The sequence below is a fragment of the Saccharothrix sp. genome (assembly GCF_031180885.1).
Classification (GTDB): Bacteria; Actinomycetota; Actinomycetes; order Mycobacteriales; family Pseudonocardiaceae; genus Actinosynnema.
Window position 1 is genome coordinate 13298 of the sequence record NZ_JAPSLK010000079.1, and the last position, 15290, is coordinate 28587.

Genomic DNA, 15290 nt, shown 5'->3' on the forward strand with positions numbered 1-15290 from the left:
CCGGTCGGCCGCTCACCCGGTCAGGTCAACTCGAGGCTGAACCCGTACGCGATCAGGTGCACGCCCGGCACCGGGTTCCAGTCCCGCTCGGGGAACCGCTGGAACCCGAGCCGCTGGTAGAGCCGGTGCGCACCGGTCATGTGCTCCCCGCTGCTCATCACCACCCGCTCGGCCCCCACCTCCCGCGCCCGCGCCACCACGGCCCGCACCAACGCCTCCCCGACCCCGCGACCACGGGCGTCCGGGTGCACGGCGAGCATCCGGAACTCCAGTTCGCCCGGCCGGCTGACCTCGGCGTACGGGGTGCCGGGCAGGGCGATGGTGACGGTGCCCAGCAGGTTGTCCTCCGTGTCCACGGCGACCAGCAGTTCAGCGTCCCGCGCACGGGCCCGGGTGTCGGCCAACTCGTCCGCGTACCCGCCGGTCCGGCTCTCGATGTACTGGTCGGCGTGGTAGGCCGCCACCGTGATCGCACCGGCCGCGTCCCACTCGTCCTCGCGCGCGGTCCTCACCACGACATCGGCCATCTGCTTCCCCTCCCGCTCTGTCGGGTCCAGGCAACCCTGCGGGCGGGGTTCGATCAAGGCACAACCGTGAGTGATCCGCACATCTGCGGCCCACGCCCCCTGGCTGGTCTCGTTGTGCGGGTTCCGGCACGTGAACCGCGGATCGCGGACAGCGAACACCGGAGCCCACATCGGTGCGCGGTCGGGTGTTTAGCATCGAGATCATGTTGAGTGGCGCGATCGACCTTCCGGATGGTTCGCGGGTGCGCGGACGTGGATTGCGGCACGAGGTGGCGGACGTCCCGCAATTCGGCCTGTACCTGGGCACCTCCCACCGCGAGATGCCGTGGCCGCACGAGTGGGTCGACTGGCCGGACTTCCGGCTCCCACGCTCCCCCGAGACGGCGATCGCCCAGATCCGCAACCTGCACGCCCGCGCGCTCGCGGGGGAGGACGTCGAGGTCGCGTGCGGTGGTGGGGTCGGGCGGACCGGGACGGTCATCGCTTGTATGGCGGTGTTGGCCGGGGTGCCGGCTGCGGAGGCGGTCGCCTGGACGCGTGCGCACTACCGGAAGCACGCGGTGGAGACGCCGTGGCAGAAGCGGTGGGTGCGGCGATTCCCGGTCCAGCAGCAGACCTGACGACCCGGATCGCCCGGCCCTGACCGCTGACCGTGGGGGGCCGGGTGCCGCCGCTCCATGTTCACCGGGACGCGCGACGTGGCGAAAGTGAGGGTTTGGGGGCATCACTCCTTGGGGTGATCTTCGTCCGGGGCGACCGTGGCTACCGCTCGGGCGGCTTCCGGGCCTGAGGTCAGGAGGGTTTTGAAGCCTGCCTCGTCGAGGACCGGGACCTTGAGCTGTAGGGCTTTGTCGGCTTTGGAGCCCGGGGACTCGCCGACGACCACGAAAGCTGTCTTCTTCGACACCGAACCCGCCGCCTTCCCTCCCCGGGACAGGATCGCCTCCTTGGCCTCGTCGCGGGAGAAACCCTCCAGAGAACCTGTGACCACGATGGACAACCCCTCCAGGTTGCGGGGGATGGAGGTGTCGCGTTCCTCCGCCATGCGCACGCCCGACGCCGCCCACTTGCGGACGATCTCCTGCCGCCACGGGGTTTCCACCCACTCGCGGACGGCAGTCGCGATGGTGGGCCCCACGCCCTCGGCCGCCGCCAACTCCTCCTCGGAAGCGGACTTGATGCGGTCGATCGAGCCGAACTCCTGGGCCAGTGCCCGGGCGGCGGTGGGACCGACGTGGCGGATGGACAGGGCTACCAGGACCCTCCACAGTGGACGTTGTTTGACGGTTTCCAGGTTTTCCAGGAGCTTCAGAGCGTTGGCGCTCAGCTCGCCGGACATGGTGCGGAACAGGTCGACAGAAGCGAGTGTCTCGGGAGTCAGGGAGAACAGGTCGCCCTCGTCCGCGTACACGTCCGAGTCGACCAGAGCTGCCGCACCCTCGAAGCCCAGGACCTCGATGTCCAGGGCCGCGCGGGACGCCAGGTAGGCGAGGCGTTCCTTCAGCTGCGCGGGGCACGACGAAGCGTTCGGGCAACGGATGTCGACGTCGCCCTCCTTCATCGGGCGCAGCACGGTGCCGCACGACGGACACGCCGCCGGCATCTCGAACTCGCGCGCGTCGGCCGGACGGGCGTCGATCACCGGGCCCAGGACCTCCGGAATCACATCCCCGGCCTTGCGGATGACGATGCGGTCGCCGATGAGGACGCCCTTGCGCTTCACCTCGCTCGCGTTGTGGAGGGTCGCGCGGGCCACCGTGGAACCGGCCACCTTCACCGGTTCCATCACGGCGAACGGTGTCACACGGCCGGTTCGGCCGACCTGGACCTTGATGTCGAGGAGGGTTGTCGTCGCCTCCTCCGGCGGGTACTTGAAGGCGATGGCCCACCGGGGAGCGCGTGATGTGGAACCCAGGCGGCGCTGCAACGCCACCTCGTCGACCTTGACCACCACACCGTCGATTTCGTGGACGGCGTCGTGCCGGTGCGCACCCCAGTACTCGATGTGACTCTGAAGCTCGTCGAACGTCGTCAGGACGCGAGTGTGAGACGACACCGGCAGCCCCCACGCCCGCAGCGCCTCGTACGCCTCGGACTGCCGCGTCAGCTCGAAGCCCTCGCGCTTGCCCAGACCGTGGCAGATCATCCGCAGCCGCCGGGACGCCGTCACCTTCGGGTCCTTCTGCCGCAACGACCCCGCCGCCGTGTTGCGCGGGTTCGCGAACGGCGGCTTCCCGGCCTCCACCAACCGCGCGTTCAGCTCCAGGAAGTCCTCGACCGCGAAGAACACCTCACCGCGCACCTCGACCAGGGCGGGCACCGGGTAGTCGTCGGTCCCGGTCAGCACCTCCGGCACGTTCTCCAACGTCCGCACGTTCAGCGTGACGTCCTCGCCCGTCCGACCGTCGCCCCGGGTCAGGCCCCGCACCAGCCGCCCGTTCTCGTAGAGCAGGTTGACCGCCAGGCCGTCGATCTTCAGCTCGCACAGGTAGTGCGCCCCGGCCCCGATCTCCTTCTCCACCCGCTCGCACCACGCGCGCAGCTCGTCGGCCGAGAACACGTTGTCCAGGCTCAGCATCCGCTCCAGGTGGTCGACCGCCCGGAACTCCGTGGAGAACGTGCCGCCGACCAGCTGGGTGGGCGAGTCCGGTGTGGCCAGCCCGGGGTGCTCCGCCTCCAGCGCCTCCAACTCGCGCAGCAACGCGTCGAACTCGCCGTCACTGATCGTGGGCGCGTCGAGGACGTAGTACCGGAACTGGTGCCCCCGGACCTCCTCGGCCAGCGCGGCATGGCGCTCCCGCACCGGAGCGGGCACGTCCTCCACGCCTTCCGCGGCGCCGTCGGTCTGGTCGAGTGGTTCGCTGGTCACGGGAGGATGTTAACCAGCGGGTACGACAATTTCAGTCCACCAGGGACCGGACCAGATCGCGCAGCTCCAGCAGGCCGATGGTGCTCGCCGGTTCCGCCACCGCGGTCTCCACGCGGCCCAGGCGCTCCCCCGCCAGACGCTCACCCAGGGTGACGTCCAGGGAAAGGAACGTCATCGTCCGCCGCTGCTCCTCCGACAGCGCCGCGAACTCCGGGTGGTACACGGCGACGTCCACCAAGCCCTCGCCGACCTGCGCCACGACCCGCACGTCGGCCAGCGGCACCCGGCGAGCGCCCAGGTTCACCGTCACCTCGGTCGGGTCGGGCACGGGCGGCACGGAGTCGTGGAACTCCCAGATCATGTCGTCCGCCGGCGCGGCCGCCTTCCAGGCGTCGGTGTAGGGCCGCAGCCGCGGGTCCTCCTGGCCGCTGATCACCAGCGAGTAGATCGCCTGCTGTCCCCGGTCCAGGGAGAAGTGCAGGTCGGGGTGGATGCCGGCGACCAGGTCGCACAGCTCGTTCTCCAGCCGGTGCGGCTCGCGCTCGCCCAGGGCCGCGTTGACCTCCGGCAGCAGCTCGAACCACCGCCGCCAGAACTCCGCCGCCGCTTCCTCCGGGTTGGGCAGGTGGCGCGGGGCGGGCGTGGGCTCGGGGCTCGCGAGGCCGCGTCGGCTTGTCGCGTCGCCTTTCCCGCCGATCATGCTTTTCGATCGGGGGGACAGGCGACGCGACAAGCCGACTCCCCCGGCGGCCTCGCCGCGACGCCGGAGGCGGCGCAATCCAACACTGAACCAGCTCATGCACCCATTGAACTACGGCGCACTGCGACGGCGAGGAGTTCTGCGGCAGGTCCTACGAGCCTGCGCCCGGCCGGCCAGACGGCTCGCAACACGCGCCGCAGGTCCAGGCCTTCGACCGGCACCTCCACGAGCCGCCCGTCGGCCAGGTCCAAAGCCACGGCCAGCACGCTCAGAACGGCTGGCGCGACACCTGCGACGACTGCCCCGCGAACCGCCGTGGTGGAGCCGAGTTCGAGAGCGGGTGGGCAGGCGTTGGGGAGGGCGCGGTCCAGGGTGTCGCGGGTGCCGGAGCCGCGTTCGCGCACGACCAGCGGGGTGGCGGCCAGGTCGCGGGTGGTCGGGCGGCGGCGGACCCAGCGGTGGCCCGGAGGGACGACCACGGCCAGGCGGTCCACGGCGACCTTGCGGGTGGACAGGCCGTCGAGCGGTCCGGGGGTCTCCACGAAACCGAGGTCCACCGAACCCTCCCGGACCAGGCGGCCGACAGTCTCCGAATTGGTCACGCGCAGGCCCACGTGCAGCTCGGGACGGGTGCGGCGCAGCTCACCGATCCAGCCCGGCGCGAGGTGCTCGGCCACGGTCATGCTCGCCGCGACCCGCAGCTCCGCCTGCTGCGCCGACCGCAGCGCGCGGGCGCTCTCGGTCAGCCGGTCCAGTTCGTCCAGCACCACGCGGGCGCGTTCGGTGACGACCACGCCCGCCGGGGTGAGCGCGGAACCCCGGCGGCCCCGGTCGACCAGGGCCAGGCCGAGGCCGCGTTCCAGCGTGGCCAGGCGCTTGCTCGCGGACGGCTGCGCGATGCCCAGCTCGCGGGCCGCCCGGCCCAGGCTGCCCAGCTCGCCGACCAGCACCAACAGCCGCAGCGACTCCAGGTCGGTCATAGCTCCAGGGTATGACTTCATCGCCGGTTGCCGGCTACCGCGATCCGCAGAACACCCGCAACCTGATGAACGTGCTGATCTGCGCGTTGGTCCTGGGGGTCGTCCTGGGTGGACACCTGCCGCCGCTCGCCGCCGTGACCCGGCGCCTGCTGCGGGCCGGTGTCGTGCTCCTGGGCTTGCAGTTGTCGCTGCCGCAACTCGTCGAACTGGGGCCGGGCATCCTGGTCGCCGCCGTCCTCACCGTCGCGGTCACGTTCACCGGCACGCTCTGGCTGGGCAAACGTTTGCGAGTACCGCGTGAGCTGACCGTGCTGATGGCCAGCGGGTTCTCGATCTGCGGCGCGTCGGCGATCGCGGCCGTGGCCTCCGACAAGGACGAGGACCACGTGGCCACCAGCGTCGCCCTGGTGACGCTCTACGGGACGCTGACCATGATCGCCCTGCCGCTGCTCGGGGCGTCGCCGGAGTGGATCGGGTTGAGCGTGCACGAGGTGGCGCAGGTCGCGGTGGCCGCGCCGGCGGCGGGTGCGGCCACCGCGATGGCGGTCAAGCTGAGCCGGGTGGCGCTGCTGGCCCCCGTCGCGGCGCTGGTGGGTCGGCAGCGGGACACGCCGCTGGTGCCGTTGTTCCTGGTCGGGTTCCTGGGGATGGTGGTCCTGCGGTCCACCGGGTTCATCCCGGAGGACGTGCTCAGCGTCACCAAGACCCTGACCACGGTGCTGTTCGCCGCCGCCATGTTCGGGCTGGGTACGGCGGTCCGGCCGCGGCGACTGCTCGCGACCGGACCGCGGGCCATGCTGCTCGGGTTGCTGGCGACGCTCCTGGTGTGCTCGGTGGCCTACCTGTCGCTCCGGGTGGTGTGAGCCTTCAACAGGTCCGCGTTCAGCCGCGCGATGGTGGTCAGGGGGATGCCCTTGGGGCACACCGAAGTGCACTCCCCGGTGTTGGTGCAGCCGCCGAACCCCAGGGCGTCGTGCTCGGCGACCATGTTCCGCGCCCGCTGGTACCGCTCGGGCTGCCCCTGCGGCAGGACGCCCAGGTGGGTGGCCTTGGCGGCGGTGAACAGCATCGCCGACCCGTTGGGGCACGCCGCCACGCACGCGCCGCACCCGATGCACGCCGCCGCCTCGAACGCCGTGTCCGCGTCCGGCTTGGGCACGGGCAGGGCGTGGGCGTCGGGCGCGCTGCCGGTCGGCACGCTGACGTACCCGCCGGCGGCGATGATCCGGTCGAACGCCGACCGGTCCACCACCAGGTCCCGCACCACGGGGAACGGGTCCGCCCGCCACGGCTCCACCGTGAGCACGTCACCGTCCTTGAAGTGCCTCAAGTGCAACTGGCACGCCGTGGTCGCCTTCTGCGGCCCGTGCGCCACACCGTTGATCATCACCCCGCACATGCCGCAGATGCCCTCACGGCAGTCGTGGTCGAACGCCACCGGCTCCTCACCCGCGAGGATGAGCTTCTCGTTGAGCACGTCCAGCGCTTCCAGGAACGACATGTCCGGCGACAGGTCGTCCATGACGTACTCGACGAGCCGCCCGGACGAGCCGTGCTGCCGCCAGATCCGCAAGGTCAGTTTCACGCGTAGCTCCGGGTCGTCGGCTGGACGTGTTCGAACACCAGCTCTTCCTTGTGCAGCACGGGTTTCTCGCCGGTGAACTCCCACGCGGCGACGTAGGAGAAGCGGGCGTCGTCGCGCAGGGCCTCCCCGTCCGGAGTCTGGCTCTCGGACCGGAAGTGGCCGCCGCACGACTCCTCGCGGTGCAGGGCGTCCACGCACATCAACTCGGCCAGCTCGAAGAAGTCCGCCACCCGGCCCGCCTTCTCCAGCTGCTGGTTCAGCTCCGCCCCCGACCCGGGCACCTTCACCCGCTGCCAGAACTCCTCACGCAGCTCGGGAATCCGCTCCAACGCCTTGCGCAGCCCGGCCTCGTTGCGCTCCATGCCGCACTCGTCCCACATCAGCCGGCCCAGCTCGCGGTGGAACGACTCCACGGTCCGGTCGCCGTCCACCGCCAACAACGTCTTGATCCGGCCGCGCACCTCGGACACCGTGTCGGCGACGGCGGGGTGCGCGTCGTCCAAGTCCTCGAACGGCCCGTCCGCCAGGTAGTCGCCGATCACGCCGGGCAGCACGAAGTACCCGTCCGCCAGGCCCTGCATCAACGCGCTCGCGCCCAGCCGGTTCGCGCCGTGGTCGGAGAAGTTCGCCTCACCGATCACGTACAGACCGGGAATGTTCGAGCGGAGGTCGTAGTCCACCCAAAGTCCACCCATCGTGTAGTGGACAGCCGGGTAGATGCGCATCGGCACCTTGTACGGGTCGTCGCCCGTGATGCGCTGGTACATCTCGAAGAGGTTCCCGTAGCGCTCCTCCACCGCGAGGGGGCCGAGGCGCTTCAAGGCGTCCGCGAAGTCGAGGTAGACGCCGCGCTTCTCGTCGGAGATGTTCTTCGCCGCCCGGGACGCGATGTCGCGCGGCACCAGGTTGCCGAAGCTCGGGTACATGCGTTCGAGGAAGTAGTCGCGCTCGGCTTCGGGGATGTCGTTGGACTTGCGCGTGTCGTGCGGGTTCTTCGGTACCCACACGCGGCCGTCGTTGCGCAGCGACTCGCTCATCAGGGTCAGCTTCGACTGGTGGTCGCCGCTGATCGGGATGCACGTCGGGTGGATCTGGGTGAAGCACGGGTTGGCGAACAGCGCGCCCCGGCGGTGCGCCCGCCAGATCGCGGTGGTGTTGCAGCCCTTGGCGTTGGTGGACAGGTGGAACACGTTGCCGTACCCGCCGGTGGCCAGCACGACGGCGTCGGCGAAGTGGGTGGAGATCTCGCCGGACACCAGGTCCCGCACGACGATGCCGCGCGCCCGGCCGTCGACCACGACCAGGTCGAGCATCTCGTGGCGCGCGTGCATCTCGACGCGACCGGCGTTGATCTGGCGCTCCAAGGCCTGGTAGGCGCCCAGGAGGAGTTGCTGCCCGGTCTGCCCCCGGGCGTAGAACGTGCGGGAAACCTGCGCGCCGCCGAAAGACCTCGTGTCCAGCAGGCCGCCGTACTCGCGGGCGAACGGCACGCCCTGCGCCACGCACTGGTCGATGATCTCCACGCTGATCTGCGCCAACCGGTGCACGTTGGACTCGCGGGAGCGGAAGTCGCCGCCCTTCACCGTGTCGTAGAACAGCCGGTGCACGGAATCGCCGTCGTTGCGGTAGTTCTTGGCCGCGTTGATGCCGCCCTGCGCGGCGATGCTGTGCGCGCGGCGCGGGGAGTCCTGGTAGCAGAAGGACTTCACCCGGTAGCCGAGTTCGCCCAGGGTCGCGGCGGCCGACCCGCCGGCCAGGCCGGTGCCGACCACGATGACCGTGCGGTTGCGGCGGTTGGCCGGGTTGACCAGGCGCGCGGAGAAGCGGCGGCGGTCCCAGCGGGTCTCGATCGGGCCGGCCGGGACGCGCTGGTCGGCGATCGGCGGGCCCTCGGTGTGGAAGCTCATGTCAGCTCACCAATCCGGTGAAGACGGCGAAGGGGACGGAGAGGAAGCCGGCGCAGATGACGACCGCGACGGCGAGTCCGATGGTCTGCGAGGTGACGACGCCGAGCGTGCGGGTCGCGCTCCACACGCCGTGCCGGATGTGGAAGCCCAGCGCGACGACCGCGACCGCGTAGGCCAGCACCACGTACCAGTGCTGGAAGTCGGCGACGACGTTGGCGTGGATCTCGCCGTGCACCCCGTGCGGGTTGAGCACGCCGGCGGTCAGGTCCAGCAGGTGGTAGACCACGAACAGGCCGATGACCACGCCGCCCCAGCGCATCGTGCGGGCCGCGTAGGAGCCCTGCACCGGCCGCCGGTGCTCGTACCGGCCACGGGCCTTCCGGGCCTTCGCGGTGAGCTGGTAGGCCGCGATGAAGTGCAGGACCACCGCGATGAGCAGGCCGAACCGGGTCGGCCACACGACGTTGATGTCGCGCAGGAACTTGCCGTAGGCGTCGAGCGCGCCGGGGCCGGCGAAGATCGACAGGTTGCCGAGCATGTGCACGACGACGTAGAGGAACATCACCGCGCCGGTGACCGCCATGACGGCCTTCTTGCCGATCGTGCTGCGGTAGAGCCGGATCGTGTCCACGGGGACGACGCTAGGAACGGGCCCGACAAGTCGTCCAATACATCGTGAGCTGGCTGACGATAGCCTGGGGCTATGACGCTTCAGCAGCTCGTGTACTTCCTGGCAGTGGCCCGGACGCGGCACTTCACGCGGGCCGCCGAGGAGGTGCGTGTGGCACAGCCCTCACTGTCCAAGCAGATCCACGCGCTGGAGAAGGAACTCGGGGCGGAGCTGTTCAGCCGGGCGCGCGGCAACATCACCCTGACCCCGGCCGGCGAGGCCCTGCTGCCGGTGGCGAGCCGCATCCTGTCCGACGTGGACACCGCCCGGCTGGAGGTCGCCGAACTGGTGGGGCTGCGGCGCGGCCGGGTCCGGGTGGGCGCGACGCCGAGCCTGTGCGGCAGCATCTTCGCCGACGTGATCAAGCGGTACCACGACGCCTACCCCGGCATCCACGTGTCGGTGACCGAGGGCGGGTCGCGGGACCTCGTGCAGGCGCTGGAGGCGGGGTCGCTGGACCTGGCGCTGGTCATCGTCTCGCCCGTGGACGCGCACCGGGCGTTGACCGTGGTGCCCGTGCTGCGGGAGGAGTTGGTGGTCGCCTCGGCCGAGCCGCTGGGCGTGGACCGCATGTCGCTGCTGGACCTGCGCTCGCACCCGCTGGTGATGTTCCGGCCCGGCTACGACCTGCGGGAAACCACCCTGGCCGCGTGCCGGGGCGCGGGTTTCGAGCCCACGTTCGCGGTGGAGGGCGGCGAGATGGACGCGGTGCTGCGGTTCGTCGAGGTCGGGCTGGGCGTGGCGATCGTGCCGAGCACCGTGCTGGCGACGCGGTCCCTGCACGGCACGCCCCTCACCCCGGGCACGTCCCGGACGGTGGGCCTGGCGCACCGGGCGGACGTCGCCCCCACGTCTGCCGCGCGGGCGTTTCAGAACGTGCTTCTCAGTTTTCTCAGGGGCGCGGAAATGCCCGCCGGGGTTCACCTGGTGGAGCGGTAGTGTCGGGCGCATGATCATCCGACGGGAAACCGCGGCCGACGTCGAGGCGATCGCCGCCGTCACCGAAGCGGCCTTCGCGGAACGCCCCGGTGGCGAGGTGTGGCTGGTGGGAGCCCTGCGCGAGGACGAAGGCCGGCTTCCGGCGCTGTCGCTGGTGGCGGAGGTGGACGGCGAGGTCGTCGGCCACGTGGTGTGCACCCGAGGCCGTGTCGACACCACGCCCGCGCTGGGCCTGGGTCCGCTGAGCGTCCGGCCCGACTTCCAGCGGCGCGGGGTGGGCAAGGCCCTGATGCACACCGTGTTGGGCGCGGCCGACGCGCTCGACGAGCCCCTGGTGGCGCTGCTGGGCGACCCGGCGTACTACTCCCGCTTCGGCTTCCGGCCCGCCGACGAACTGGGCGTCGTGCCGCCGGACCCGGAGTGGGCCCAGTACTTCCAGGTCCGCGCGCTGCACGCCTACCGCCCGGAAGTACGGGGCCCGTTCCACTACGCCGAGCCGTTCAACCGCCTCTAGGACAGGGTGAAGGCCAGGACGGCGGTCGCGGTGAAGTCGATCGCCGGTTCGGAGCTGGGCCACGAGGTCAGCTCGTCGACGAACCTCGACGTGGCCGAGTCGAACTCCATCGTGTAGGGCTTGGCGCAGGGGATCGCCCCGGCCGGCATCTCGCCCAGACCGTCGAACAGCGACCTCGCGTTCGGCCCGTTGACCACCCCGCCGGCCAGCACCCGCCGACCCCCGTCCGGGTCCCCGGACAGGTTCGCCGCCTGGTGGTGCGGGCACTCCGGGAACTTCGTCCCCACCCCGATGACCAGGGTGGTGCCCCAGGCGTTCGCGCCCAGGGTGAAGTTCCGCTGCTGCACCCCGAAAGCGTCGAACGACCGGTCACCCGTGAGCGCCCGGTAGAGGCGGGCCGTGGTGGCGTGGCCGAAGCTCCGGGTGGCCACGTCGAACTCGGTCACGCTCGCCGCCGTGCGGAACGGGCTGGCCGCCGCACTGTCCACACCGGACTGGAGCCGGCGATGCAGATCCCCCACGACTTGGGCCTCGGTCACCTCCGCGCCCGGGATGCCCGCCTTGAGCAGCTTCGCCAGGTCGTAGTGGGCCAACGCACTGGTGTTGTAGACGTTCAGGGTGTCGGTGTCGCCGCTCGCCAGGTAGACCGCCGCCCAGTGGGTCGCCGCCCGTGCCCACTGCTGCGCGCGCGGATCGCGCAGGGCCTTGCCGGCCAAGGCCAGTTGGGTCGCGCCGAACTCCATGTCGTCAGCCCAGGAGTCCTCCGGGTAATAGGCGTGCGGGAACGCGGTGACCAGCTCGCCCACGTCCGTCGTCTTGGCCCGGGCGAACAGGGTTGCCGCCTGGTCCAGGTACCAGCGGGCCTTGCGCGGGTCGCGTTCGAGTTGGGCGGCGAGGGCGAAGGACGCTGTCACCCGACCAACGAGGTTGGGGCTGATCCGCTCGCCGGGCTCGTTCGCGCGGAACACCGGGCGGTGCTTGATGAAGTACTTCTCGTCGCCCGGCGCCACGTCGAGCTTGTCGTCGTCCTCGGGCAGTCGCCACACGTCGTGGTCGCCGAGGAAGCCGTGCTTCTCGCTGCCCGTGCCGATGCCGACCTGGGCGTGCAGGACACCGGCTTCGGCGTCCCAGACCTTGTCCAGCCACCGCAGGCCGAACTCCGCCTCGGCGAGCAGCGTGTCCTTCGGCTCGGCGCGTTGGGCGAAGAGCATGGACGCGGTCGAGTAGGCCGTGGCGTGGGTGAACTTCACGAAGTCGCCCGCGTCGAACCAGCCGCCCTCGACGTCCACCGTGTGCCCCAACGGTTTCAGCGGCTCGGCCAGCTCGTCGCCGCCGTCGCCGCTGAAGACGGGGGTGTCGTACACGGTCGCGGTGCGGTCGGTGAGGTGGGCGGGCTTGCGGTTCAACCGACCCGGGATGACGTCCCGGCCGTCGCGTTGGGCCTGGAAGAACTCCACCGTGCGGTCGGTGGCCGACGAGAACAGGTCGCCGCCGATCTTGAAGGGCGGCGAGGTGGTGCCGGCTGCCTTGATCCGGTAAGTGCCGGGCCTGGTCAGCGCGGTGAAGTCGAGCGGGTGGACGGCGGTGAAGGCGTCGCTCCACCCGCCCCGGGACGCGCCGATCCGGCCGGTCAGCACCGTCCGGCCCTTGCCGTCGATCACCGAGAACTTGCCGGTCACGGGCGCCTTCGCGAGCAGGTGCGCCTGCTTGCTCTCCGCCGTCCCGTAGCCGACCTGGTCCAGCCGCACGTGCCCGCCCGGTGCCGCCTGCGCGGGCAGTGCCGTCGACACCGATCCGACGAGGGCGAGCGCCAACGCCCACCGTGGGAACCGCATGGAACCTCCGCTCCGGCCGGCGGCGGTGGCCTTAGTAAAGAAACTTCCCTAATTGGTGGGGAAGGGTAGCCGCCGGCCGGACCGATCACCAGCCCTCGGGCGGTTCCACGAACGCCTTGCCCAGGTCGCGGGTCAGCGCCAGCGCCCGGCGGACCCAGGACGCGGTCGCCCCGGCCAGCCCGCACGTCGGCGTCGGCACGGCGTGCGCGGCGAGGATCGAGCGCGGGAAACCGAGGCGGTCCACCAGGTCCAGCGCGGGCTTGGCCGCCTCGCGCAGCTTGAGCGGACGACCGGGGTCGGTGCTCGGCACGACGCCGAGGAACAGGGTCGTGCGCTCCTCCCAGGCCTCGCCGACCTCGTCCCACAGACCCTCGTCCAACGCGGTCACGTCGAACGCGATCGCCTTCGCGCCGGCCTCGCGCAACAGGGTCAGCGGCGGGCGGGGTGCGCAGCAGTGCACGACCACGTCCGCGTCGACGCCCTCGATCACGGTCTGCAGCACGGCTCGGGCGTCGGGTTCGGGGACGGGGGCCACCGTGCCCAGCTTGGAAGGCGTCGGCAGCAGGCCGCGCAGCACGGCGGGCAGCGTGGGCTCGTCCAGCTGCACGACGACCTTCGCGCCGGTCCGCTTGCCCACCTCGGCGACGTGCCGGGCCAGCCCCTCGGTCAGCGACTCGGTGAACTCGCGCAGCGCGCCCTTGTCGGTCAGCACGCGGTGGCCGCGCATCAGCTCGATGCCCGCAGTCAGCGTCCACGGCCCCGCCGCCTGCACCTTGACCACCGACGGGGTCAGGCCGTCCGCCGCCTCCTCGAACGCGTCGAGGTCGCGGCGCAGCAGGTCCACCGCGCGGCGGTGGTCCTTGCCGACGTGCGACGCGGTCCGGTAGCCGGAGGTCACGACCTCGATCGGCAGGTCGACCAGCAGCGCGGCGGTGCGGCCGATGATGTCCGCCCCGACCCCGCGCGCGGGCAGTTCCGGCAGGTGGGGAAGGGTGGGCAGCTCGCCGAGCACGACCCGCGCGGCTTCCAGCGGGTCCGTCCCGGGCAGGGAGCCGATGCCGGTTGCGCTGCCTTCGGGCCAGGGTGCGTGTTCCACGCCGCACAGTCTCCCATCCCCGGTGCCGACCCGGTCTGGACCGAAAAGGTCTAGACCCATTGACGCGGTGGTCCAGTCCACTTACGGTCACTGTGTCGGTGCTGAGCGTTGCGATCGGCACCGCACACGACGTGGTGTGGGGGCGTGCCGCGCCCCGCGCTCCCACACCACCTCCACCCCGTCCCCCTGCCACGGGAGTCAGTTCGATGTCGAACAAGCGCACAGGTTTCGCCGCACTCGCGGCGGGCGTCGCCGCGGCCGTCACCGCCGGTCTGCTCCTGGCCGCCCCGGCGGGCGCCGCCCCGACCCCGACCGCCGTGTTCACCCAGGACTCCGCGTGGGGTTCGGGCTACCAGGGCAAGTACACGATCACCGCGGGCAGCACCGCGTTGACCGGCTGGAAGCTGGAGTTCGACCTGCCCGCCGGCAGCACGCCCGGTTCCTACTGGGACGCGACCCTGGCCGGCAGCGGCAACCACCACACCTTCACCAACCGCGAGTACAACGGCAACGTCGCGGCGGGCGCGTCCACGTCGTTCGGCTTCCTGGTCAACGGCACCGGCCTGCCGACCAACTGCAAGCTCAACGGCCAACCGTGCACCGGCGGCACCACCACCACGACCACCACCACGACTTCCACTTCCACGACGACCACGACCACCACCACTCCCCCGCCGGGGAGCATCAAGTCGGCCCCGTACATCGACATCACGATGCCCACCCCGTCGCTGGAGTCGGTGGCGCGCGCGACCGGGCAGAAGGTGTTCACGCTGGCCTTCGCGCTGGCCGACAGCTCGGGCTGCAACCCGTCGTGGGGCGGCACGATCCCGTTGAACGACAGCCGGATCATCAACGACGTCCGCGCTTTGAAGGCGCTCGGCGGTGACGTGATCGTGGCGACCGGCGGCGCGGCCGGCCCGTACCTGGAGTACACCTGCTCCACCGCCGACGCCCTGCTCGGCGCGTACAAGAAGGTGCTCGACGCGGTCGGCAGCAACCACCTGGACGTGGACGTCGAGGCGACCATCCCGCACGACATGGTCAACACCGCCCTCAAGCGCCTCCAGACCGAGCGCGGCACGTCCATCAGCTACACCATGCGCGTCCAGGGCGACGACTACGGCATGGACCCGTACTCGGTGCAGGTCCTGCAGAACGCCGCCGCCAAGGGCCTGACCGTGCTGGTCAACCCGATGACCATGGAGTTCGGCACGTCCAAACCGGACTGGGGCGACGCGGTGATCGCGGCGGCGGAGAGCACCCTGCGGCAGATGAAGCAGATCTGGCCCGGCAAGTCGGACGCGGGACTCAAGCGGCTGCTCGGCGTGACCCCGATGATCGGCCGCAACTTCAACGGCAAGGTCTTCACCCAGGACCACGCCCGCAAGCTGGTGGCCTGGGCGAACACCAACCGGATCGGGCTGCTCGGCTTCTGGTCGGTGGGCCGCGACAACGGGTCCTGCCCCGGCGGCGGCATCTCGCCGACGTGCAGCAGCATCTCCCAGTCGCGGTACGAGTTCACCACCCTGTTCAAGGGGTTCACCGCGTAGCGGCCCCTCGGGTCGGGGGGGGGGGGGGGGCGGGGGGGGCCCCCCCCCCCCCCCGGGCCCCCCCGGGGGCCGGGGGGGGCCCCCCCCCCGGGGGGGGGCGCCCCGCCCCGCCGCCCCC

General features: G+C 71.2%; 14 protein-coding genes. 5 read left to right on the forward strand and 9 right to left on the reverse strand.

Annotation, left to right across the window (positions count from 1 at the left end; genetic code table 11):
- Positions 1 to 20: 20 nt before the first annotated feature.
- Positions 21 to 527, reverse strand: a complete 507-nt coding sequence (locus tag RIN75_RS40850; RefSeq protein WP_309117487.1) for a GNAT family N-acetyltransferase — start codon at positions 525 to 527, stop codon at positions 21 to 23.
- 203 nt (positions 528 to 730) lie between these two features.
- On the opposite strand from RIN75_RS40850, the gene RIN75_RS40855 reads away from it, so the two are divergent.
- A complete protein-coding gene (locus RIN75_RS40855; protein WP_309117488.1) occupies positions 731 to 1147 on the forward strand; it encodes a protein-tyrosine phosphatase family protein in 417 nt (138 codons plus the stop codon).
- A gap of 104 nt (positions 1148 to 1251) precedes the next feature.
- Here the strand turns inward: RIN75_RS40855 and ligA are convergent, their stop codons facing one another.
- From ligA to RIN75_RS40870, 3 genes are all read right to left on the reverse strand, one after another.
- Positions 1252 to 3396, reverse strand: coding sequence for an NAD-dependent DNA ligase LigA (gene ligA / locus RIN75_RS40860; protein ID WP_309117489.1), 2145 nt, complete (start codon positions 3394 to 3396; stop codon positions 1252 to 1254).
- A 31-nt stretch (positions 3397 to 3427) separates the two neighbouring features.
- Complete coding sequence (locus RIN75_RS40865) at positions 3428 to 4096, reverse strand: hypothetical protein (RefSeq protein ID WP_309117490.1); 669 nt, start codon at positions 4094 to 4096, stop codon at positions 3428 to 3430.
- A gap of 95 nt (positions 4097 to 4191) precedes the next feature.
- Positions 4192 to 5076, reverse strand: a complete 885-nt coding sequence (locus RIN75_RS40870; RefSeq protein ID WP_309117491.1) for a LysR substrate-binding domain-containing protein — start codon at positions 5074 to 5076, stop codon at positions 4192 to 4194.
- 11 nt (positions 5077 to 5087) lie between these two features.
- Between RIN75_RS40870 and RIN75_RS40875 the strand changes: the two genes are divergently transcribed.
- Positions 5088 to 5939: a putative sulfate exporter family transporter gene (locus RIN75_RS40875; RefSeq protein WP_309117492.1), complete on the forward strand. Its 852-nt coding sequence runs from the start codon at positions 5088 to 5090 to the stop codon at positions 5937 to 5939.
- Here the strand turns inward: RIN75_RS40875 and RIN75_RS40880 are convergent.
- The 3 genes from RIN75_RS40880 to RIN75_RS40890 are packed head-to-tail and all read right to left on the reverse strand — an operon-like array spanning position 5915 to position 9199.
- Positions 5915 to 6661, reverse strand: coding sequence for a succinate dehydrogenase/fumarate reductase iron-sulfur subunit (locus tag RIN75_RS40880; protein ID WP_309117493.1), 747 nt, complete (start codon positions 6659 to 6661; stop codon positions 5915 to 5917). The genes RIN75_RS40875 and RIN75_RS40880 overlap by 25 nt on opposite strands.
- Positions 6658 to 8568 (reverse strand): fumarate reductase/succinate dehydrogenase flavoprotein subunit, encoded by a 1911-nt coding sequence (locus RIN75_RS40885; RefSeq protein ID WP_309117494.1) that lies wholly within the window; start codon positions 8566 to 8568, stop codon positions 6658 to 6660. Before RIN75_RS40885 ends, RIN75_RS40880 begins: the two co-directional genes overlap by 4 nt.
- A 1-nt stretch (position 8569) precedes the next feature.
- Positions 8570 to 9199, reverse strand: a complete 630-nt coding sequence (locus RIN75_RS40890) for a succinate dehydrogenase cytochrome b subunit (RefSeq protein WP_309117495.1) — start codon at positions 9197 to 9199, stop codon at positions 8570 to 8572.
- A gap of 72 nt (positions 9200 to 9271) precedes the next feature.
- Between RIN75_RS40890 and RIN75_RS40895 the strand changes: the two genes are divergently transcribed.
- Both RIN75_RS40895 and RIN75_RS40900 read left to right on the forward strand, forming a co-directional pair.
- A complete protein-coding gene (locus tag RIN75_RS40895; RefSeq protein ID WP_309117496.1) occupies positions 9272 to 10177 on the forward strand; it encodes a LysR family transcriptional regulator in 906 nt (301 codons plus the stop codon).
- Between the two features lie 10 nt (positions 10178 to 10187).
- Positions 10188 to 10691 carry an N-acetyltransferase gene (locus RIN75_RS40900; protein WP_309117497.1) on the forward strand — a complete coding sequence of 168 codons (504 nt, stop codon included), beginning with the start codon at positions 10188 to 10190 and terminating at the stop codon, positions 10689 to 10691.
- Here RIN75_RS40900 and RIN75_RS40905 read toward each other — a convergent pair.
- On the reverse strand, positions 10688 to 12526 hold the full coding sequence (locus tag RIN75_RS40905; protein ID WP_309117498.1) for a glycoside hydrolase family 9 protein: 1839 nt from the start codon (positions 12524 to 12526) through the stop codon (positions 10688 to 10690). The two genes, RIN75_RS40900 and RIN75_RS40905, sit on opposite strands and share 4 nt — an antisense overlap.
- Before the next feature lie 85 nt (positions 12527 to 12611).
- Positions 12612 to 13622, reverse strand: a complete 1011-nt coding sequence (locus RIN75_RS40910) for a methionine synthase (RefSeq protein ID WP_309117499.1) — start codon at positions 13620 to 13622, stop codon at positions 12612 to 12614.
- A gap of 206 nt (positions 13623 to 13828) precedes the next feature.
- Here RIN75_RS40910 and RIN75_RS40915 point away from each other — a divergent pair, with 206 nt between their 5' ends.
- Entirely contained in the window at positions 13829 to 15172 is a 1344-nt protein-coding gene (locus tag RIN75_RS40915) for a cellulose binding domain-containing protein (RefSeq protein ID WP_309117500.1), read from the forward strand.
- Positions 15173 to 15290 lie beyond the last annotated feature (118 nt).

Bases quoted from the DNA above. Each gene is read 5' to 3' on its own strand.
- RIN75_RS40850 (WP_309117487.1), bottom strand. From the start codon at position 527: ATGGCCGATGTCGTGGTGAGGACCGCGCGCGAGGACGAGTGGGACGCG.
- RIN75_RS40855 (WP_309117488.1), top strand. From the start codon at position 731: ATGTTGAGTGGCGCGATCGACCTTCCGGATGGTTCGCGGGTGCGCGGA.
- RIN75_RS40865 (WP_309117490.1), bottom strand. From the start codon at position 4,096: ATGATCGGCGGGAAAGGCGACGCGACAAGCCGACGCGGCCTCGCGAGC.
- RIN75_RS40870 (WP_309117491.1), bottom strand. From the start codon at position 5,076: ATGACCGACCTGGAGTCGCTGCGGCTGTTGGTGCTGGTCGGCGAGCTG.
- RIN75_RS40875 (WP_309117492.1), top strand. From the start codon at position 5,088: ATGACTTCATCGCCGGTTGCCGGCTACCGCGATCCGCAGAACACCCGC.
- RIN75_RS40885 (WP_309117494.1), bottom strand. From the start codon at position 8,568: ATGAGCTTCCACACCGAGGGCCCGCCGATCGCCGACCAGCGCGTCCCG.
- RIN75_RS40895 (WP_309117496.1), top strand. From the start codon at position 9,272: ATGACGCTTCAGCAGCTCGTGTACTTCCTGGCAGTGGCCCGGACGCGG.
- RIN75_RS40900 (WP_309117497.1), top strand. From the start codon at position 10,188: ATGATCATCCGACGGGAAACCGCGGCCGACGTCGAGGCGATCGCCGCC.
- RIN75_RS40905 (WP_309117498.1), bottom strand. From the start codon at position 12,526: ATGCGGTTCCCACGGTGGGCGTTGGCGCTCGCCCTCGTCGGATCGGTG.
- RIN75_RS40915 (WP_309117500.1), top strand. From the start codon at position 13,829: ATGTCGAACAAGCGCACAGGTTTCGCCGCACTCGCGGCGGGCGTCGCC.